Consider the following 21307-nt stretch of genomic DNA (forward strand, 5'->3'; position numbering starts at 1 on the left):
GTTATTTTAAGTCCGACAAAAATTTAGAAGCAATCTTCGAAACATTTATTTCTTTCTTAGCAATTGCTGTTGCTTGTTTTGCCTTTTCTAAAGAACTAAGGTTTGGAGACAAAATAACTGAAGATTGAAGTGAGGGATCTAAAAAACTCATCACGGAATTTAAGTAACGTTTGTCAGTATTAGGTGCAGCCACAGGAAGGCTATGCGAAATAAATGCAGCTACACTTCCACTTTTGCCTAACGCATGACGTGGTATTGGGGTTATTCCAAACTGGCATTTTTGTAGATGTATTGATACATCCTCTGCAGATAAGAACCCAGTGTGTTTTATAGTAGTATCAGCCGGTAACAAAAATTCAATGCTTTGTTTAAAAGCTTTCATTTTCTCTTCTGAGCCACCTATTAATAAAATTTCAAATTTTAGCTTTTTTGCTATAATCTCTTTCGAAATGGTGCTTAAGAAATTAATTATCTCATTACTAGTGCCTATCTGACTAAAAAAACAAGCTCTCAAAATGTTACCCTGCTGTGCTTCTTTTAACCTTTTTAGTTCAATATTCGAAAACAAGGAAAGATCAGAGGCGTTCCACCCCAACTTGTTTAATTGGTGCTTATAAATTGGTAAATGAGTATGTATCACAGAAGGTGATATCACTTCGAGCATCCTTTTAATTATATACTTCTGAAGAAAGGCAAAGATCTTCATTTTTAAAAAGTGTCCGTCTTCTGTTCCAACCCACAGTTCATGAAACATTATCTGCCACTTTTTTCCCTTCCCGACCTTCACTAATTCACTTGCCAAATTAAAAGGCAGACCTTTAAGGTGGAAGGCAAAAGGGACATATTGGAGGCTAACATGATCAGGGTTTTCGGCATTCAAAAACTCTTTGGCCGATAAAAACCTTTTTTTGTCAGACGTCTTATACGGTATTCTTAAGCACCGAATACCTGTTTCCCCAACTCTTTGAAATTCATTTATTTCTTCAATAGCGTCTTGGTCATGCAAAGCAATAATACTTGCTTGATGGCCCTTTTGTATTAATTCTATCCCCAATCGTCTTGTATAATCTCCAACTCCATCCGCGCCAAAACACAATGAACCACAAATAAAAACAACCTTCATTAGCCCCTTTCGATTGTAAAGTTTAGCCTAACTGCTTTCATTTTGGAAGTAGAATAAATTAAATAAATAATTTTATGTTCTTAAGAAAACCCAACGGTGACAAATATTCTTCCCAAATTGCTCTTAATCTTAGTTGCAACGCAATAAATTCCTCATTAGAAATATTTTGATGAAAGTTGAAAACGATTTGATCTATTCTATCAATATCTTTTTCTTCAATCCATATACAAAGACTTTTCCAGTCTATAATGTGATCAAAGGGGAGAACACAGTTAGTGTTAACAAAAATGGGAATTCTTCCACAACACAATGCCTCAAAAAAACGAATAGAATTATTGCCTATTCCTCTAACACATAATACGTAATCACTTCCGTAAATGTTATTGACAAAATTTCTGCGGAAGAACGTATCCGATTCCTCTGTATTTCCACTATTTAATTGGCCAGTAGGCCCAAAAGCGAATCTCGATTTTATAATAAAATTTCTTTCGATTCTTTTTGATCTTAACAGCCCAATTATGGCTCTTGCGCGGTAAGAATGAGATGCTCTAGAGGGAAACTTTTTCATCCACCCTAAATAATTTGCTCCCAGCTTTGCAATGGATATTACTTTTTCCTTGCTTAAATTAAGAGCTAATGGGGGAGCATAGCCACAAAAACCAACAACTGCTTTTGGCCCCTTTTGTCTTACCTGTAAAGGAGTACCTAAATATTCTTCCAGAAAATCTTCGAAAAAGTGTGGGTAAGAAAACACATTTTTTCCCTGCGCAGATTTAGTTACCGCACTATTAAAAATAATTGAATTTTTAATAGTGGTAGGGCATCCTGGCGCGTCATGACCGGTAAAAATTAAAAGCTTCTTGTTCAATTTCGAAACTATATCTACAAAAGGCTGAATTGCTTTTTCCAACACTTTTATATCATGGGCCGAATTATAAAAGAGAGGCAATAAAGCTGCTTCAGCATCTTCGGCACTAGTAAATTCAATAAATTCTCTCCCACTCGAAATCAATTTGTCAAACCTAGTACTCATAATCTTTCCAGGTTTATCCTCCTCATTGAATTTTCCAATAAATGGTATAAGTAGCTCTACAGGTTCTCCAAATTTCAAAAGTTCCAGATCCGTAAATATTTTCAATTTCATTAAAAAGCTATTAAAAGAAGGTATCACACTTGAACAACTTCCGAAACATCAGTTCAAGAACAGATAATGATGAAACTTCTTTAATAAAAGAAGATTAGCTATAACAATTTTTATAACGATTAAAGAAAATTCTGCAAATTACTCACCAATTATGTCTCAAACTTTTAAGTTCTGAGCAGAGATTATTTTTTAAATTCAAATATTGACAAGTTTATAAACAGCATAAGTAGTGTGATAAACAAGTTGAATAGCAGCAATAAAAATATTTAACCATAAAACACCACTAACGGTTGATACATCAAGAAAAATAATTCCAGTGGTAATAGCACAAATGCTTATCGAAATTGAAACTAGTGGTTTAAGAACCCAACCTTTACTTGTATAAAGATTATAAATTATTGCTCCAATTAAAAAAATGCTACTGCCTATTAAATTTATTAGCAGTTCCTTTTCTAACCCCGCATATTGATTTCCTAGAATTAGTAGTATTTTTTCTGGAAATGCCCATACAACTGTTAATAGAAGCAAGCAAAAAATTAGAAGAGTACCTATTATTTGAAAAAACCTGGTAAGTAAAAGTTTTTTATTGTTTTCTAAGCGGGCAAATCGTGGAATAATTAGCGTTGAAATTAATACTGAGAAAAAATTCAATAAGACCGCTAATCTTCCTAAAGCCCCTACCTCCGCAATAGAATTAGTTGTTCCGAAAATAGAAATTAACCAGATTGTTATCTGACCAGACAAACAATAATAAAGCGCACCAGGCAATATTCTTTTTACTATAAATAGAATGTTTTTTCTAACTGCTAAATCTGGCTTCTGCTGTTTGCTAACAAAACTATATGCTATCTTTCTTAAACCTATATTACCATAAGCACGGGGAAGTCCACTTGCAAGTATAGCTATATAAGAAAACGGAAAAATAAATAAAGTGAGGGTACTTAACATTAGGCGTGCGATACTTACCGTCAATTCATTCTTTTGTAATGGTATAATGCTTTGATGTAGTTTCGGAATTATTTCTAATAAAGAATCAGACAAGGCAACAAAAAAAGCCGGAATCAATGCTGCTACAATTAACAGTATAGTTATTACGCTAGCACCGCTACGATTAAGTAGATATATTAAAAGAGGTACAGCCACTAAAAGACTACCAAGTGCAAAAGTTTTTCTTAAATCAAGTCCAGTCGCTAATACTGCTCCTAATTTCTCCCGATCCTGCCATACTTTTCCTCCCTGTGCCATAACTCCGGCAGAAATGCCTCCGTCTGCTAAAATTCCCATGGTGCCCAAAAGAGTATTAGCTAAGGTATACCAAGCATATTGTTGAGTTGGCAATAGGCGTATTACAATTATTCCGCTAACTAATCCAGTTGCTTGCACTATAGCCTGTGATCCACCTGTTATCGTAATTAGCTTACCCCAGTGGATAAGTCTTGTATACTTTGGATTGTTAAGGATTTTCAGAATTGGTTCAGACACTTTCAACTATTCTAATAAAAATTACACTTTCTAAGCTTCAATTTTTCTGTCACTACATCTAGGGAGTAATTAGTTTCCTCTTTTTTTCCGGTTTTGGATCTGAATAGTAAGAATTATTGCCATAACCATAGCCGCCGTAGTTGTCACTATTTTTAATAGCATTTAATATTAGAGCCATATTTGGCAAAGATTTATTGTCGGCGATTTCGTTAATAAAATCAATTTGTTTTTTAATTGTTTTCTGACTTCTAATTACATACAAAACCATATCACTAAATTCTCCTAAAATAAATGAATCGCTTACTAACCCGGCAGGAGGAGAGTCTACTATAATAAAATCATACTCTGCTTTTAAAGCTTGAAACAAGGTGGCAAGGTTTGCAGTTAATAAAAGATCACCTGGATTAGGAGGAATAGGGCCCGATGGATATATATGTAGGCCTGGAACGTCCTCTGAAATGTGGAATATTTCAGAGATTGATTTAACGTCACCTAATAGGTAATTAGTAAGGCCTTTAGTAGTATTAAGATTTAAATTAGCAGCTATTACAGGCTGCCTGATATCAAATTCCAGCAGGGCTACTCTTTTTCCAGGCATGGCAAACACCGCAGCCAAGTTAAGACTGACAAACGATTTCCCTTCTCCACTGACTGATGAAGTTACCAACAGCGTTTTTTTATTTCTGTCCTTAAGTAAAAAAGAAATGTTCGTCCTAATAGCACGAAACTGCTCGGCTATAATGTTTCGGTCTAAAACAGCAATGACTTGCTTTTTTCTTCTAGACATATGAGCTAGCTGCCCTACTATTGGAACTAATGTACGTTTAGTAATATCTTCTCTTGAAACTACCTTGTCATTTAAAGCATCCTTGATAAAAATGAAGCCGAAAGCAAGAAAGAGTCCGAAAAGAGCGGAATAAAGAGTAATATTTGTCTTGTTCGGCTCAACCGGCCCATACCCTTGAGCTGAATCTAATTGTCTGTAGTGAGGTACTGAAGAAGTTGTACTGGAGATAGCGGCCTCTTCCCTCTTCTGAAAAAGATATAGATAAAGCCCCTCCGTAATTGTTTGTTTTCTCTTGATTTCCTGCATCACCCGTTCGTTATGAGGAACTGAAGCAAGCATACTCTGATACTGATTGCTTTGTTGCTGGAGGCCTCTTTCCTGTAGCTGCAAGTTTTTTGAAATGTTGCTTAGACTTTCCAGAATACTTCCCCGAAGATTATCAATTTGAGTGTTTAAATCTTGCATTACAGTGCTGTTTGGGGCAACGAGAGGTGCTTCTCTCTCTTTCCTTAATTGTAACTCATTATACTGAGTAATTAGAGAACTTAACGTTGCATCATTTAAGCCTAGTGAGGAGGGAACCAATTTGCTACCATTAGCAGGGTTTGCAAAATAATTCAATATCATTGAGGCAACACCTTGTTGAATTGCCAAATCTTTCAAACTTTTAGAAACACTGTTCGCATCCCCTAGCGCCTGACCTGACTGACCTTTAATATCAATTAGTTGATTGCTTCCCTGGTAGTTTTCTAGACTACCTTCAACTCCTTTCAATTCTCCGGTTATATTAACTAACCTGTCGTCAATAAATTGAACAGTGCTTTTAGATAATTTATTTCTGTCTTCAATATCAGAGCGGTTAAATTCAGTAAATAGACCATCTAAAACATCTTCACATTTTTTTATATTCTCACATTTTACCGTTAAAACAATTGCATTTGTTCGGGTATCGTAAGGCTTAACAGTTAAGCTTGCATTTAAAGCTCCAGCAACCCATGCCACAGGCTGCCATTTAACTATATACTCTCCATCTCCCTCTTTTATTACGCCTTTTGGCGATAATACAAAAACCTGATTACTGATTGTGAAGGGATCATTCCACTTAAACGCATATTTTTTTTCCTCTTTTTCAGCACCATAAATAAATTCGCCTCCAGTGGCATTAATTTTCTTTATGTAAATACTGTAGCTACTGTTACTATCCGTCATTTCCTTTGCCGTAAGAGTGAAAGGAGCATCTTTATATATCTCCAAATCCAATATTTTTCCTTTTTTTAAGTAAAAAATATTGAAGTCGTTTTTAGCTACAGTTCTCTGCATTAGATTAGCAGAATTTAAAAGCAAGATTTCATTATTTACATTTATTTCTTTTTTGCCACTTAATGCAGATTTTACTAAATCATCCTCAGACGCACTAGTACGTGATCCAATAATTAAAAAAGTCGACGTAGCCATATATTTAGGGACGGTATATTTTGCATAGATATACCCAGCACCTGAACAGACTAAAACGGTAAGAAAAAATAAGGGCCAATAGGCCAAATACTTAGACAACAGTTCCCGAATACTTGCAGAGCTGCTTTTATCTCCAAAAATCCCACTATCTTCTTTTTTCATAAATTACCTTCTTAAATAAATAAAAACACTAATAAGACTTATAGCGATGCCAACGTAACTAAGATAGACACTAATCTTCCTTTGTGTTTCCACGTCAGCATTTAATGTTTTTAACCTTTTATTATTTGGCGATACATATACAATGTCATTAGGTTGTAGAACATATACAGGTGAAGAAAATAAATTTTTACTTCTTATGTCAACTGTGTTATAATATTTCTTGCCCCCTTGCTCTCTTATTACCATAACATTTTCTCTTTTGCCAAATTCGGTTAGATCCCCTGCCGCACTAATCGCATCGATGAGAGTAACTTTGTCTACTGTAAACCTTTTTGAGCCTGGGCTGCGAACTTCGCCTAAAATGTTTATACTATAATTAGAAAACCGGACCACTATAGAAGGACTTTTTACATAGTTAGATATCTTTTCTACTAATAGCGCCTGCAGTTGATCCTTCGTTAACCCTGCTGCTTTGACTGTCCCAATAACGGGCATTTCAATATTGCCGAAAGCACTGACTTCGTACCCTTGAGATGCACCGGCATTGCCCGAAGTAGAACTAGCCCCGGCAGAAGCTGTTGAAGGCGCCAGTGATGAAGAGGAAGAAAAGATGTTAAAAATAGCAGCTTGCTCTTGGTTAAGAGTTTTACTATAAACTTGAATACTTAAAAGGTCACGAGGTTGAATAATCGTTTCTTTCTGCTGAACTGCTACATTGTCTTCTGCACCTTGAAAATACAAATATTCAGCATTGCTCTTCGTTGTACTGCATGAGGAAAGGAATATAATAAGACTAGAAGAAAGTGCTGCAAGGAATACAAATGATGAATGTTCTTTTTTTAGTATCATGAAATATTGGTTGAAGACGGTTTTTTAAAAATTACAGTAAGTGACTTCGCATAATAAACTATGCGGAAATATATAATTAAATTATTTGAACTAGTATTAAAAGCTTCGCTACAGTCAGTCACACTACTGCTACATTTTGTAAGCCTTCTGGAACCAAATTTTCTAACTCTCGCTACAGTGAATCAATCTTTCTTCGCACCTATAACGCTATTCCGAGTTTTGCAAATATGATTATTCTTTTTTTATTTCTTTCTAAATTATTTACGGGAACATTAAAGACAGTAATACTTCTTAAATGGATGCATTTAGCTGATAAACAGAGCTGCTTTAAAACTTGCAATAAGGAAAAAAGGAGGAGAATCAGACAATAAAGAAAGTATAAGGAGTTGTTAAAAGAAAAGATGGAGTATTGGGATCAACGAGAAGCAAAACAAATTAGTCACATGTGCACGTTGCCCTAAAAGTGGCTCCATTTGTGATAATAGTACAGCTAGATTAATTATTAGTACTTGAAGAAAAGTGGGCTAAAAAGTTGTAAAGCTTGGAGAAGAGCAGCCAAGAAGACTATTAGGTAAAAAAACGTTTTTAAATAAAATTCCTTTTTGCAGAGTACCTTGAACCGCAGTAAGAACCTTTAAGCAAAGAACAATCAATAGGAAGACTAGCCGTAGTTGGTAAATACAACCTTTATTTTATTTCCAACTCAAACAATCTTTCATTTTCTAAAAAGCCTTCTAGTACGTCTCCTACAACGCACTCACCGACTCCAGCAGGGGTACCGGTATAAATAAGATCACCTATGTTAAGAGAAAAGTAATTAGATATATTAGCAACGATCTGATCAAATGTAAAGATCATGTCGGTTGAAACACCTATTTGAACATCTTCGCCATTCTTTTTAAGAGAGAAGCTAACGGGTTTTTTAAGTAGTTCAGGAGTAAGGTCTTTCCATTGTCCTATAATTGCCGAATTATCCCAGGCTTTTGCTTTCTCCCAAGGGAGCCCTTTTTTCTTCAGTTCTCCCTGGATGTCGCGGGCAGTAAAATCTATCCCAACACTAATAGCGTTATAATATTTCGATGCCTGTCTTTCATTTACATACTTACCATTTTTACATACCCGTAGTACAAGTTCAACTTCATAATGGAGTTCATTGCAAAAATCAGGATAATAAAACGGTGTATGGGACTGTAACAAAGCGCTTTTTGGCTTCATAAAAATAACAGGTTCTTCCGGCACCTCATTTCCAAGTTCCTTTGCATGCTCTACATAATTTCGTCCAACACAAAAAATTTTCATAAGTTATTTTTTATAAAATAGCACAGAGTAACCGCAAAAGAAAGATTGCAAACAGTAAGGGTTAGTACAGTTATATTTTAATTCGGGTATATAACGCAAGAAAAATAAAATATTATGCAAACTCTAAATTATTTATTGCGTTCATCGTTCTTTGTAATCCGGTAAAAACAAAATCTTCTATTGTTTCCACACACTTTTCAATTTTCTTATTTACTATCGGCAACTCACTGCTTGTCCATTTACCGAGGACAAAATCTATTTGGAAACCTTTTGGATAATCACTTCCAATACCGAAACGGAGCTTTGGATACTTGTCGGTGCCTAGAGTAGCTTGTATATCTTTGAGGCCATTATGACCAGCATCACTGCCACTGCCTCTCAACCTGATTTTACTCAAGGGTAAAGCCAAATCGTCGACGATGGTGAGAGTATTCTCCAAACTGATTTTCTCTTTATCAAGATAAAACTTAAACGCCCTGCCACTTAAATTCATGTAAGTAGTAGGTTTGATACATACTAATATTTTTCCTCTAAACTTTATCTCAGCTACTTCTGCCAAACGTTCCGTTCTAAATAATCCTTTGTGCTTTGAAACAAGTGCTTCTGCAATATTGAAACCTATATTATGTCTTGTATCTATATATTCACCTCCCACGTTTCCTAGTCCAACAATTAAAAACTTGTTCATCAGACAAAAATACTTTTTTACGATATATCGGTAATCCCATTTCGGTTTCAAAAACATTTAAACTAATGTTCATTGGATAGATATCAATTTCTAAACTTTAGTTGCCAACAGAAGATTTTTTTCTTAATTAAAGAACGTGCCGAAGCTCAATTGAAACTTGTTTTCTTAACACAAATAAGAATTCTAAGGAGGTAGTAAAAGGCAGAAATGTTGGTAGGTGTAGTAGAAATCATGAAAAGGCAAAAAATTCGGCATAAAAAAACCCGGTCTCAATGACCGGGCTATTTTTTTAAAAAAGCTATTTCTTCTTTTCAGTCGATTCCTCCTGTTTCAACTGGCGGGTCATAACAACAGAAGCGATAGGTATACGTGGACTATTTAGTATCTCCATGTTTTCAACCTTTACATCTTCTACCCTAATATTGCCGTTCAACTCAAGATTTGTAATATCTACTGTGATTGATTCCCTTAAGTCAGAAGGTAAGGCCTTCACCTTTAACGATTTCATTTTAACTACAAGCTTACCACCAGCTTTAACTCCCACAGAAGTTCCTGTAAGATGTAGTGGTAGTGTCGCAACGACTTTTTTATCACCCACTAATTCTAAAAAGTCTACGTGTAACAATTGGTCTGAAACCTTGTCAAACTGCAGATCTTTCAAAATACAAACATAATTCTGGCCGTCAATTTTGATTTCTGTTTGTATAAATTCACCAGTGTAAACGATAGGCTTGAAAGCCTTTACAGGAGCAGCGAAATTAATTTCCTGTGCACCACCGTAAATTACACCAGGCACCAATTCGTGAGAGCGAAGCTGGCGCGTGGCTTTTTTGCCCATTTCGGTCCTCAGTTGTCCTTCGATTGTAATTGTCTTCATTTTATATGATTGTTTAAAAAATTGCTATTGTCTTTCTTCTCTTTTTGCTTTTAACTGCGAATGAATAAACAAGCTTGTAATACTTCTGTTTTCATAAGCATTCCTAATGGCAATTGCAAAGAGGTCAGCTACCGATAAACACTTTATTTTGCTACTTTGCCTTTTTAATGGAATAGTGTCACAAACTACCAACTCATCTAACACGCTGTTTTCAATATTTTCATAAGCTTTTCCACTTAACACAGGGTGCGTACATAATGCCCTTACGCTTCTTGCGCCTTTTTCCATCAGTAAACCAGCAGCTTTGGCGAGTGTTCCACCTGTGTCGCAAATGTCGTCTATCAGAACTATGCTCCTGTCTTTCACATCACCTATTACCACCATGCTTGCAATCTCATTTGCTCTTTTCCGATGCTTATCACAAATGACCATATCAGTATTAAAATAACTGGCAATTTCACGCACACGATTGGTACTTCCCACGTCAGGGGCGGCAAAAGTAAGGTTTTTCAGTTTAAGTTTTTCTATATACGGTATGAAAATGGCAGAACTGTCGAGGTGATCGACTGGGATATCAAAGTAGCCTTGGATTTGAGGAGCGTGCAAATCCATAGTGATAATGCGGTTTGCACCGGCGGCCACCAATAAATTTGCTATAAGTTTCGAACCGATTGCCACACGAGGTTTGTCCTTCCGGTCTTGCCTTGCGTAACCGTAATAAGGCATTACTACCACTATTTTGTAAGCACTTGCCCGCCGCGCTGCATCAATCATCAGCAACAGTTCCATAAGATTATCCGACGGAGCATTAGTACTTTGTATAAGAAAAACATAGTCGCCACGTATGCTTTCCATATAAACTGTTTGAATCTCGCCGTCGCTAAACTTCTGGATATTTATTTTACCGAGTGCAGTGCCAAAGCGTTCGGCAATCTTATTAGAAACACTTTGAGTACCTGTACCAGAAAAAATTTTAATAGAAGGATTCATACCTGCAATAATGTGGGGCGAAGATAGAGATTAGCGCAAGAAAGTTTTAATTTCAGAAATTATAAATTCAGCATGCTACAAACAGGTATAAAAAATTGGGCGATCGATGACAGGCCAAGAGAAAAACTTGCTTTGAAAGGAGCAGAAAGTTTAAGTAATTCTGAACTGCTGGCAATACTTATTAATAATGGCACAACTGATAAAAGTGCCGTGGACCTTTCAAAGGAACTATTGTCTTCGGTAGAAAACAACCTTCAGAGGCTGGCTAAGTTGTCAGTTAAAGAGATGGTAAATTTAAAAATAAAAGGTCTTGGACCTGTAAAAGCGGTAACAATTGCTGCAGCCTTAGAGTTGGGAGTACGGAGAAATATGGCTGACAATAAAAAGGAAATTGTTCTCTCCAGTAAGGATATTGCTAAGTTTTTGCAAGCACAGTTGCAATATAAAATGCACGAAGTTTTTGCCGTCGTTTTTCTAAACCGCGCAAATAAAATTAATCATTACGAAATTATCAGCGAGGGTGGCATAACAGGTACGGTAGCAGACCCAAGAATCATTTTAAAGAAAGCTTTGGAACATGAAGCTGTTAGTATAGTGTTATGTCATAACCATCCGAGCGGAAATTTGAAACCAAGTCGGCAGGACCAGGAGCTTACTACAAAAATTAAAGAAGCAGCTGGCTACTTTGACATAAAAGTGATGGATCATATTATTGTAAGCGAAGAAGGGTATTATAGTTTTGCCGATGACGGGATGCTGTAAACTATGTGCGATAAAATACACGTTCTGCTACAATAGCAATCTAAACTCCTCATGCCCTATTCGCTTCTTGTTACACTTACCCAATCAACCAATATTTTAATCTTCCCCTGCTTAATCAAGTCCACTGTTTCATTTGGCAGCCCGGGATATGGCGATTGAATTTTATTTACTCCTGCAGGATAACTTCCGCCAACAGCGAAATTTAAAATCATATGTTTTGGATTGTCAAAAGCCCATTTTCCATATTTCTCAATCATTGCTTTAGTAACGGTATAGAAAGCTCTTCCATCAATTTTAAAAACAAGACTTTCCGGAGTCCAATCTACAGAGTACACATGCCAATTAGTAACGGAGTTCGCCTTCATAGAAGAATCTCTTTTGACAAAAGGCGTATTGCCTGAATAGCCAGGTCCGTGTATAGCTGCGTTTACCCACTCGCGTTCTCCAATAAATTCCATAATATCTATCTCACCTGTTTGCGGCCATCGCTCATTGCCAAGTAGCCACCACGCCGGCCAAAGCCCTTTACCTTCAGACATCTTTATTCTTGCTGAAGCAGTACCATAAGTGAAGTCAAACTTTCCTTTAGTATGAAGTCGGCCTGATATGAAATCGAATTTCTTTCCGTCCCTGGTAACAAAGCCAGGAGTATAACGAGGATGAATAACCAAGGCCCCATTCTTCGCACCTTCTGCGTCTTTGCCTTTAACAAAGTAAACGGTAGCAGAGGAGTCAACGTAAGCCTGTTGTTCGTTGTTAAAAACCTGGCCGGTTAATAAAACGTTCCACTTGCTGCGATCTAATGAAGACCCGGAAAAGTCGTCGAAAAAAATACTCTTTGAAGAACTGGGAGAACTAGTGCTACTCTTAGGACCAGTGCAAAATGTAAAAGCAGGAATAAAAACAAAAGCAATAAACTTAGACCAATCAAACGGTTTCAAATAATTCATTGACTTACGGTTTCAAATTGTGTTAGTTCGAGGAGTAAATATGGCGAAATTATTTAAAACAAATTTTACGCTTGTTTTATTACACTTAGTTTGAAGGATTTTATAAGATAAATGGTCCTTAGCATAAACAAAAAAAGCCGGCACTTGAAAGTGTCAGCCTTTGTGATTAGAATATTGGATTTTAAAAATACCTGGCGATCAGGTTACATTATTAAAACGAGGTCTTAAACTTCTTATTACTTACAAATTGTGGTTAGAACAATTGGGGCACTATCTTAACTAATTGGGGTAGCTCAAAATAAGAATTGTTTCAAGTTGGGAAAAGCGGTTTAGATTACTTGATTTTTTCTTCAATTCGCCCTACTGTCTTAGACACGAGCTCCCCGTAAAAAAATAGGGCATCTAACGAACGTGTGTTAGTTGCCCCACCAGAAAGACATAACTTAGTAACTGGGGTTTTGAGTTAAGTATCCAGGTAAGTTGGATGCCCCATCGATAGCAGTTTGAGGTATCGGAAAAATTCTTTTTTGTTTATCGGTATTTGACTTTTCGGTCCAGGAACCTTCATACTTACCAAAACGTATCATATCGGTTCTGCGTAAACACTCCCAATAAAATTCGAAACCTCTCTCGCGAAACAAAAGATCAAGCGAGATGGATGGAAGTGGCTTGGCAGGTGTAGTAGCAGTTCTGGAAGCTCTCACAATATTTACATCAGTTAAAGCTGCTGTTGCATCAGGCGCCGATTTTCTTAGTTTCGCCTCAGCACGCATCAAGTAAATATCAGCTAAACGAAGGATAACGATATCATGTTCGCCAAAGTTTCTTCCACTTACAGAGGTCTTGCTAAACTCATACTTCTCAACCCTATAACCAGTAAAATAGTTACTTCCAGCAGGCGAGAAATCAATCGCTTCTGTGAAGTCGACAGGCAAAGTTGGCTTATTTCGAGAGTCATGAAAAAGTTTTCCGACTAACATCTTTCCGCTCGCGCACTTTAAAAACACTCCATTTTTTCTAATCAGACCATATTGTTGTCCTCTCAAAATGCCGCGATTAATATTGAAACTAGCAGCGTCTACACAAGAGTCTCCGGGATTGGAATAGATTGATAAATTTTGTTTGTAAAAACGAGGATCAGCAACAGCCGGGTCCAGTGGAAGGTTTGCATTTACCCAGGTGCGATAAAAGTCCGGGGTAATAGCGGGGCCATCGGTTCCGTTAGCAAGAGGGTAAGTAGGTAAAGGATATTGATCACCAGACAAAGAAAAATAAGCCATCCTGTTGTGCCCGTTCAAATCGTTTCTCTGATCAACTGCAAAAATCAATTCCTTGTTTGTATGGTTGTTATCATTAAAAAGAGAAAAGTATTCAGTCGCTAAAGCGTATTGACCCGAGCTAATTATTTTGTCACAATACTCAACCACCTTATCCATGTCCTCGTTTTTAAAAGTGAAAGAGGCCGCATAAGGGTCGCGGTAAACAGCAGCGTTCAGGTACAATCTTGCTAACAAACCCCACACTGCTGGTTTGCTAAGTCTACCCGGACCAGTGCCGTTATCAAGCACCGGCTCTACTGCCAGTAATTCTGATTTAAGATATTCTAAAGCTGCCTCACCTCTCAAAATCTTTGAAGACTCAGATAAGTCGTCTTTAACGAAAACGAGCCCAAAAAGATCAAGAGTAAGCATAGAGTAATATGCCCGCATACCTCTCGCTTCAGCGAGGAACAACTTGGCGTTCGCATCGGAATTTGTAGGCAAAGTATTTATCGCAGTAACCGCCCTGGATATTCCCTGCGTAATATTATTCCAGGTATTTCTAACATTGGGATCTGTACTGGTGGTCTCGTGTTTATGGAGGGCCACGTAGATTCCATTATCACCCCAATCTGTACCACCCCTATAAGGAAGAATGGCTTCGTCAGTAGAGATTTCCTGCATTGCAAAATAATTGGTATGCAGGAAAATATCCGGGAGTCTTGCATACACCGGCGCTATTATTCCCTCAGCAATTTGTTTATCTGTAAGACCAGTTACAGAAGATTCATCAAGTACCTGTTCATTCAATTTTGTACAACCGGCTATTATTAAAACACACATTAAAGCAAGTGGAACAAATATTATTTTCCTTGTCATCTTCTACTATTTTAAAATGAAAAATTTAAACCAAAAATGATAGACTTTGCTTTGGGATAACTTTGATAGTCTATACCGTACGACGAGATACCATTGATAGTTCTGTCAGTATTTACTTCAGGGTCGAAACCATTGTAATTTGTAATTACAAAAAGATTTTGACCTGTTACAGACAACCGAATTGCAGAAATCCACTTTTTAATTCCCAAATCATTTGTATTGAAATTGTATCCTAACGAAAGATTATTTAAACGCAGGTACGCGCCGTCCTTTAAAAACCTTGTGCTCACGGGAGCTGAATTACTAGTTGACTCAGTTGCATTTGCAATAGCCTCACGCGTAGTATTGACATTTTTAGCAAGCTTATTCTTATAGAAATAACTGTTTGCAGTATTGTCATATATTTTGTTGCCCGATACTCCGTTGAAGTTTACAACAACGTCAAAACCTTTGTAAGCGGCCCCGCCATTGAAGCTATAAATAATGTTGGGTAAAGCTGTACCAGCGGCAATTCTATCTTTATCTGATATAATACCATCTTTGTCAGTATCGCGATATGTACTTAATCCATTAGCATCAAAGCCGGTAAATTCTTTTAAGAAGAATGTACCAATTGGTTCGCCGTTTAAGTACCCGTTAATTGTTGCAGAAGTTAGTCCTGAACCAGAGGCAGAACCTGATGGTATCACTGAATAAGGCGAGTTGTTCACCTTGTTATGCATGTAGGTTAGGTTACCGCCTATATTGTAAGAAATGCCTGCATTAGACTTATGCCTGTATTCGATATCGAACTCGACACCTTTATTGTTGATAGTCATGTCTTGAACATTTGTCCAGAAAGTATTGGCTGGTTGTATAGGGTCTGCTGGAATTACTTCAAGCAAAATATTGTTAGACACTTTGTTGAAGAAATCAACTGATCCGGACAATGCACCTTTCCATAAACCAAAGTCTAAGCCTACGTCTGTTTGGGTAGAAACCTCCCATTGAATATCAGGATTAGCAAGCCTTGAAAAAGTGGTACCGGCAGGATATAAGCCAGACGCGTACAACGGATAGCTTGTAGAAGCAGAGACCTGTGAAGTATACAATGCCTGGGTAATTTTTGAAGGTATTTCCTGGTTACCTGTTCTGCCCCAACCGCCTCTTAGTTTTAGGTTGTTAAATACAGAACCGCTCATGAACTCTTCATCTGAAATCTTCCATCCAAGAGAGAATGAAGGGAATAAACCATACTTATTATTTGAACCGAATTTAGAAGATCCGTCAGCTCTAAAATTTGCAGTAAGCAAATACTTATTGTCTAGCTGGTAAGTAACCCTGCCAAAAAATGATTGAAGCTCGTTGATGAAAGCATAACCTCCGGGCCTGTTGTTGGCCAAAGTCAATTCTTGCCCCAAGCCGGGATTGTAAATGGGTTCAACAGGGGAAATGGGAAAGCGATTAATACTGTTGTTTCTTCCCTGCACAAAAATCTTTTGATAAGAATGACCGGCCAAAGCTGACACGCTATGACGTGGGGTAGCAAAAGAATAAGTGAGGTAATTCTCAATCAGCGTATTTCTGTTGTAGTTATAAAATGTTTCTAACCGGCCATCACGAAGAGGCTGAGCAAAAGGCAAAGCTTCAACATCATGGTTTGAATTAGAATTATCTACGCCAAAGTTGAGCTTATAAACAAGGCCTTTTATTAGTTTGAGAGAAGGAGAAATATTACCAATTACGCGATTGATGGTCGTAATATCTTTATCAAGAGTTAGGTAGACCAAAGGATTGCTAATATTCTGGTAGCCTATTGGTTTACCGTTCGCGTCATAGGCAGGATAAGTCGGGTTGTTGCTGATCGCATCTCCTATTAAACCTCCAATCGGTGGACGTTGATTTTTAGTGTTCGCCACGTTTAGGTTCGCTTCAATGATCAGCCTGTCATCCCAGAACCTTTGTGTTGCGTTAAACCTTCCAGAGTAGCGGTCAAGGCTATTCTCTTTAAGAATACCTTCTTGTTTTTGCAAGCCGAAAGAAGCATAATAGGTCAATCTTTCTGCCCCACCACTCATTGTTAAGTTATGGTTTTGAGTAAACGCTGTTCTTGTAATTTCTTTTTGCCAGTCGGTTGACCCTTTTTGGTCATCAATTGCGCCACCCAGTTTTGGAACCTCCGCTCGAAATTCTTCTGCCGTTAAAACAGGTAGCGCCCTTGCAATTTTAGAGTACCCAATACTGGTTGAGTAAGCAAGGGTTGAGACGCCTGCTTTTCCTCTCTTAGTAGTTATGATGATTACACCATTAGCACCACGTGAGCCGTAGATTGCAGTTGCAGATGCATCTTTCAACACGTCGAACGATTCAATGTCTTGTGGGTTGATAAAATTCAGAGGATCGCCACCACCTGTACTCGAATTATCAAGCGGCAGTCCATCTACTACAAAAAGCGGTGTACTACCGGTCCTTACTCCACCCGGACCCCGGATTGTAATGCCCTGCATGCTTCCCGGCTCTCCGCTTGCAGAAGTAACATTTACACCCGAAACTTTACCTTGTAAAAGCTGCTGAGGGGAGTTGATGATACCACGGTTGAAGGCCTCGCTCTTTACAGACTTAACCGCACCGGTTACATCTCTTTTATTTTGGGTACCATATCCAACCACTACCACCTGGTTCAACTCGGCTGAATTTGGAAGCATGGAAACTTCGATATTATTACCGGTTACAGGGAGCTCCTGGGTAACATAACCAACGTAACTAATAACCAGTACGCTGATATTGTCAGGTGCCACTATTGTAAAAGCACCTCTTGTATCTGAAGCAGTACTTTGAGAGCCGCCTTTTACATTTATGGTAGCTCCTGCGAGGGGTTTGCCTGTGCTTGCATCTTTTACAGTTCCGCTAACAGTTTGTGGAGGGTTTTCAAATATTTCGAATTCAAAACCTGCTTTTGCAAAAGCAGTTCCCGGAGAAAAAAAACAGATCCCGGCAAGCAACCCGACGAGGCATAGTTTCAACCAGGGGTGTGAAAAATAAATTTTACACATTTACAGTAGTTTAGTTAGATAAATAAAAGAAGCAAGATATGGTTGTCAAATGATTATTTCAATAAAACGGATTATCTAATCATTAAACATTCTCTCAACAAGTTAAATTCATTTTATTTGTTTTCGAATCAAGGTTTCAACCTTTTGAAGCAGGATTCGTGAATATTGGAAGATTGCAATTGCTGCCAAAAAAAGACAATTACTACGCTAAATAAGCTGCAACAAGATTTGCAGATGAATGTACTGCGACGCAAGAATGATTGGTAAAGAACCAATGTTGGTAGCCAAAATGTATTCAATAAAAAGAACTCCCGCCTACAGAAGCAGCGGGAGTTTTAAGCTCATTTATAGTACCAATACTTCTTCTTAAAAAATTTTAATTGAATAAAGCATTTGAGTGTAAGGGATCCAAAGCTTTTGCTAATTCACTTTCGACCGCAGCAACATAAGCAGGAAGTTCGTCGAGTTTATTTTCGTGCACTAACACTTCCATTTCTAGAGTTATATCCACCACTTTGTAGATGTCTAGGTTCAGCACCAACCCTCGTAAGCTGTGCGCTGTAAAAAGGATATCTGCAGCACTTCTGCGATTAACGGCATCAACGAGCAACTGTGAAGAAACACCCACTTGTTGGGTAAATGCCTCGAGAAATCCGTCGAATATTTCTTTGTCGCCACCTAATCTTTCCAGCATGGCAGCAGGGTTAATTAAAGGGCGCTCGTTCGTCTCTTTTACTTCTATCTTTTTAGTGTCTGAATTGCTGATACCAGTAACCCTTTCGATTGCTTTGATAATATCATCTTTTCGCATTGGTTTACTTACGTAGTCGTCCATGCCGGCTGCTAGACATTTTTCTTTGTCGCCTACCATTGCATTCGCGGTTAAACCGATAATTGGCGTGTTCCTGCCCGTACCTTTTTCCATTTGACGAATTTTTTGCGTTGCCTCGTAACCATTCATTACCGGCATTTGAACATCCATAAATACTAAGTCAAAATCCTCTTGCATAATTGCGTTAACTGCTTCTCTACCATTGTTAGCAATCGATACCCTGTTGCCACCTTTAACCAACATGTTGTATGCTACCTCCTGGTTTATCTGGTTATCTTCTGCCACTAAGACCTTGAGAGAAACGTTGTTGTAAACTGCCGGTGTAGGAATGTTTACTTCATCAGCCGAAGTAACTTTTGGTATTAGCTTTTGCAATAACAGAGCGTTACAAATACTGTCAAGCAAGTCTGAAGGGCTGTAAGGTTTGGTGAAAAAATGAGTGATTCCCATTTGAGCGCATAATTCTCTATCGCTTGCTTTGTAAGATCGTGATACTACTATTATCTCTATGTTTCTTAGAACGTCATCATTCTTAATTTTTTCTGCTACATCAAATCCATCCATTTTTCCGGGCAGCGACAAGCCTAGCAGCACAAGTTGATAAGGATCTTTTTGCCTTTTAGCTGCGTTCAATTCGATGATCGCGTCTTCACCTGTAGCAACTGCTGTTGGCAACATGCGAAACTGCCTGATCATGTCTTCTGTATACTTTCGTCCGGCTTTGTTTTCTTCTACTATTAACACCTTGGTTCCATCTAATTCGCGGTGCTTAATTAGCCGAGGTTTTTCTTCTGCTTTTTGAACCTTCAGAGGAACTGTAAATTGAAAAACACTTCCTTTACCTATTTCACTTTCAACCCATATTTCACCGCCTAACATGTCGACCAGCTTTTTTGTAATTGCTAAGCCTAAACCCGTACCGCCATACTTCCTGGTAGTGGAGCCATCGCCTTGACAGAACTCATGGAAAATAGATCCTAATTTATCTTCAGAAATGCCAATACCGGTATCAGAAACAGATATCAATAGTGTGGCTTGTTCTTCATTACGGGCCTTTAAGCTAACGCGCACAATTACCTCCCCATCTTCAGTAAACTTTATCGCATTACCCACAAGATTTACGACAATTTGCTGCAGGCGCAATACGTCGCCAAAAAACAAGTCGGGAACATCAGGTTTTAGATGGAAAATGAACTCAAGATTTTTTGATGAGGCTTTAAATCCAAGTACTTGTAATGATCTTGATATCTCGTCACGCAAAGAAAAATTGACAGGAGACAGTTCCAACTTTCCAGCATCGATTTTAGAAAAATCAAGAATGTCGTTTATAAGGCTTAAAAGCGTTTCAGAAGATGTTTTAATATTTTCGAGGTAACGCTTTTGTTGTAAGTCTACATTAGAATCAAGCGTAAGCTCTGTCATACCAATAATACCATTGAGCGGTGTTCTTATTTCGTGACTCATGTTGGCTAAGAACTCACTCTTAAATCTTACAGATTCTTCAGCTCTTTCTTTTGCTATCCGTAATTCGGCTTCCGTTTGCTTCAATACTGTAATGTCTGTCATCGAGCCAATCATTCTAAGTGGCGCCCCTTCATGTGAATAAACGATCATCCCCCGGTCAAATACGTGCGCATAACTACCATCTGCTCTTAAGAAACAATATTCTCCTAACCAGGTTTGTTGTTTGCGTTCAATTGCGTCTTTTATTGATGCCATTATTCGTTCGTGGTCCTTATGATCTATCCGGCTACTCCACCATTCAATGGTAGTGTCAGTTGTGTTTTCATCGTAACCATAAGACCTGAAAATTTCATCACTAAACCAAAGGTGGTGCGATATCATGTCCCAATCATAAATGGTATCTTCTGTTGCTTTGTACGCAAGTTTAAAACGCTCGTTGTCTACCCGTATTAATTCAGTCTTCGTTTTCTCGCTTGTAACGTTGCGCCATGTGCCGGCGATCTCTTTTGGTTTTCCATCCTCCCCGTTTATCAATTTACAATCACTGTTCATCCACACCCATTCACCATTCTTATGTCTAAACCTATAGTCAAACGAAGTAGCCTTGCTGATAAATAGTTTTGATAATTGAAGGTTTACATGCTCGTGATCATCCGGATGAATATTATTGCGCCACCACTTTTTTATCTCGTAATCTTCCTTTGTATAACCCAGTATGGTCGTTATATTTTCGCTGATGTAGAGAATGCCAAAGTCTCCAAACGCAAGGGTATTGAAAACAATATTTGAAGTGCAGGCAAGCACGACATTCAAATTTTCCTGCGTCTTTTGCAGACTCTTTTCAGTCTCGTTTTGCCTGTTTATGATTTGCTTATTCTCCCTGTTTCGCCTGATAGCAAACAACACGAATAGAATACTCGTAAAAAAGATGCTAATCAATATATCGTCGTACACACTCTCTTTTCTAACGTACAGAAAATCTACTACTCTTTCCGTCCAGTCGTTTATCACGGCTAGTACAGTAAGCGTTAAACAGACGTTGAGTATAATAATGATATCAAGAATAGACGAGACTTTAATCTTACCGGGAGGGGGATCTATTAACATAATGACGTGAGAATAAGCTGTATTAGTATTCCTAAAAAAACGGTTTGGAAATTTTGTTATTGCTTAATCTTTTCGGCCAATCGCATTTAACGCACGCAAAAACAACAAATGATAAACTTGCTGTCTGAGAGGGGCTTAAATAAAACAGGATGGGATAGAGGCACGG

14 protein-coding genes are annotated in these 21307 nt (G+C 37.9%); 1 reads left to right on the top strand and 13 read right to left on the bottom strand.

The features are described 5' to 3' along the window. Position 1 precedes the first annotated feature (1 nt). The 9 genes from SAE01_RS14855 to SAE01_RS14895 all read right to left on the bottom strand — a co-directional run bounded on the left by SAE01_RS14855 (position 2) and on the right by SAE01_RS14895 (position 10856). Complete coding sequence (locus tag SAE01_RS14855; RefSeq protein WP_147204573.1) at positions 2–1123, bottom strand: glycosyltransferase; 1122 nt, start codon at positions 1121–1123, stop codon at positions 2–4. Between the two features lie 58 nt (positions 1124–1181). Then, positions 1182–2267 (bottom strand): exostosin domain-containing protein, encoded by a 1086-nt coding sequence (locus SAE01_RS14860; protein ID WP_147204574.1) that lies wholly within the window; start codon positions 2265–2267, stop codon positions 1182–1184. A gap of 195 nt (positions 2268–2462) precedes the next feature. Next, positions 2463–3749 carry an MATE family efflux transporter gene (locus tag SAE01_RS14865; RefSeq protein WP_147204575.1) on the bottom strand — a complete coding sequence of 429 codons (1287 nt, stop codon included), beginning with the start codon at positions 3747–3749 and terminating at the stop codon, positions 2463–2465. A 58-nt stretch (positions 3750–3807) separates the two neighbouring features. Further along, positions 3808–6153: a GumC family protein gene (locus SAE01_RS14870; RefSeq protein ID WP_147204576.1), complete on the bottom strand. Its 2346-nt coding sequence runs from the start codon at positions 6151–6153 to the stop codon at positions 3808–3810. Positions 6154–6156: 3 nt separating this feature from the next. Further along, positions 6157–7002: a polysaccharide biosynthesis/export family protein gene (locus tag SAE01_RS14875; RefSeq protein WP_147204577.1), complete on the bottom strand. Its 846-nt coding sequence runs from the start codon at positions 7000–7002 to the stop codon at positions 6157–6159. Positions 7003–7689: 687 nt separating this feature from the next. Beyond that, positions 7690–8301, bottom strand: coding sequence for a fumarylacetoacetate hydrolase family protein (locus SAE01_RS14880; RefSeq protein WP_147204578.1), 612 nt, complete (start codon positions 8299–8301; stop codon positions 7690–7692). A 112-nt stretch (positions 8302–8413) separates the two neighbouring features. Next, on the bottom strand, positions 8414–8989 hold the full coding sequence (gene pth, locus SAE01_RS14885) for an aminoacyl-tRNA hydrolase (protein WP_147204579.1): 576 nt from the start codon (positions 8987–8989) through the stop codon (positions 8414–8416). 298 nt (positions 8990–9287) lie between these two features. Further along, positions 9288–9866 carry a 50S ribosomal protein L25 gene (locus SAE01_RS14890; RefSeq protein WP_147204580.1) on the bottom strand — a complete coding sequence of 193 codons (579 nt, stop codon included), beginning with the start codon at positions 9864–9866 and terminating at the stop codon, positions 9288–9290. Positions 9867–9890: 24 nt separating this feature from the next. Beyond that, the gene (locus SAE01_RS14895; protein ID WP_147204581.1) at positions 9891–10856 is read right to left on the bottom strand and encodes a ribose-phosphate pyrophosphokinase; all 966 of its coding nucleotides are present in this window, start codon (positions 10854–10856) and stop codon (positions 9891–9893) included. Between the two features lie 72 nt (positions 10857–10928). Here SAE01_RS14895 and radC point away from each other — a divergent pair, with 72 nt between their 5' ends. Further along, the gene (gene radC, locus SAE01_RS14900) at positions 10929–11618 is read left to right on the top strand and encodes a RadC family protein (RefSeq protein ID WP_147204582.1); all 690 of its coding nucleotides are present in this window, start codon (positions 10929–10931) and stop codon (positions 11616–11618) included. A gap of 56 nt (positions 11619–11674) precedes the next feature. Here the strand turns inward: radC and SAE01_RS14905 are convergent, their stop codons facing one another. The 4 genes from SAE01_RS14905 to SAE01_RS14920 all read right to left on the bottom strand — a co-directional run bounded on the left by SAE01_RS14905 (position 11675) and on the right by SAE01_RS14920 (position 21141). Continuing rightward, entirely contained in the window at positions 11675–12568 is an 894-nt protein-coding gene (locus SAE01_RS14905; RefSeq protein ID WP_147204583.1) for a glycoside hydrolase family 16 protein, read from the bottom strand. 443 nt (positions 12569–13011) lie between these two features. Beyond that, positions 13012–14706, bottom strand: a complete 1695-nt coding sequence (locus SAE01_RS14910; protein ID WP_147204584.1) for a RagB/SusD family nutrient uptake outer membrane protein — start codon at positions 14704–14706, stop codon at positions 13012–13014. A gap of 11 nt (positions 14707–14717) precedes the next feature. After that, positions 14718–17738 carry a SusC/RagA family TonB-linked outer membrane protein gene (locus SAE01_RS14915; RefSeq protein ID WP_147204585.1) on the bottom strand — a complete coding sequence of 1007 codons (3021 nt, stop codon included), beginning with the start codon at positions 17736–17738 and terminating at the stop codon, positions 14718–14720. A 376-nt stretch (positions 17739–18114) separates the two neighbouring features. Next, positions 18115–21141 carry a PAS domain-containing hybrid sensor histidine kinase/response regulator gene (locus tag SAE01_RS14920; RefSeq protein ID WP_147204586.1) on the bottom strand — a complete coding sequence of 1009 codons (3027 nt, stop codon included), beginning with the start codon at positions 21139–21141 and terminating at the stop codon, positions 18115–18117. Between the last annotated feature and the right edge of the window lie 166 nt (positions 21142–21307).

The organism is Segetibacter aerophilus (assembly GCF_007991655.1).
GTDB lineage: Bacteria > Bacteroidota > Bacteroidia > Chitinophagales > Chitinophagaceae > Segetibacter > Segetibacter aerophilus.

What these genes read in the sequence shown, in the direction of transcription:
- SAE01_RS14855 (WP_147204573.1), bottom strand. Translation starts at nt 1,123, where the DNA reads ATGAAGGTTGTTTTTATTTGTGGTTCATTGTGTTTTGGCGCGGATGGA.
- SAE01_RS14860 (WP_147204574.1), bottom strand. Translation starts at nt 2,267, where the DNA reads ATGAAATTGAAAATATTTACGGATCTGGAACTTTTGAAATTTGGAGAA.
- SAE01_RS14870 (WP_147204576.1), bottom strand. Translation starts at nt 6,153, where the DNA reads ATGAAAAAAGAAGATAGTGGGATTTTTGGAGATAAAAGCAGCTCTGCA.
- SAE01_RS14875 (WP_147204577.1), bottom strand. Translation starts at nt 7,002, where the DNA reads ATGATACTAAAAAAAGAACATTCATCATTTGTATTCCTTGCAGCACTT.
- SAE01_RS14880 (WP_147204578.1), bottom strand. Translation starts at nt 8,301, where the DNA reads ATGAAAATTTTTTGTGTTGGACGAAATTATGTAGAGCATGCAAAGGAA.
- pth (WP_147204579.1), bottom strand. Translation starts at nt 8,989, where the DNA reads ATGAACAAGTTTTTAATTGTTGGACTAGGAAACGTGGGAGGTGAATAT.
- SAE01_RS14890 (WP_147204580.1), bottom strand. Translation starts at nt 9,866, where the DNA reads ATGAAGACAATTACAATCGAAGGACAACTGAGGACCGAAATGGGCAAA.
- SAE01_RS14895 (WP_147204581.1), bottom strand. Translation starts at nt 10,856, where the DNA reads ATGAATCCTTCTATTAAAATTTTTTCTGGTACAGGTACTCAAAGTGTT.
- radC (WP_147204582.1), top strand. Translation starts at nt 10,929, where the DNA reads ATGCTACAAACAGGTATAAAAAATTGGGCGATCGATGACAGGCCAAGA.
- SAE01_RS14905 (WP_147204583.1), bottom strand. Translation starts at nt 12,568, where the DNA reads ATGAATTATTTGAAACCGTTTGATTGGTCTAAGTTTATTGCTTTTGTT.
- SAE01_RS14910 (WP_147204584.1), bottom strand. Translation starts at nt 14,706, where the DNA reads ATGACAAGGAAAATAATATTTGTTCCACTTGCTTTAATGTGTGTTTTA.
- SAE01_RS14915 (WP_147204585.1), bottom strand. Translation starts at nt 17,738, where the DNA reads ATGTGTAAAATTTATTTTTCACACCCCTGGTTGAAACTATGCCTCGTC.
- SAE01_RS14920 (WP_147204586.1), bottom strand. Translation starts at nt 21,141, where the DNA reads ATGTTAATAGATCCCCCTCCCGGTAAGATTAAAGTCTCGTCTATTCTT.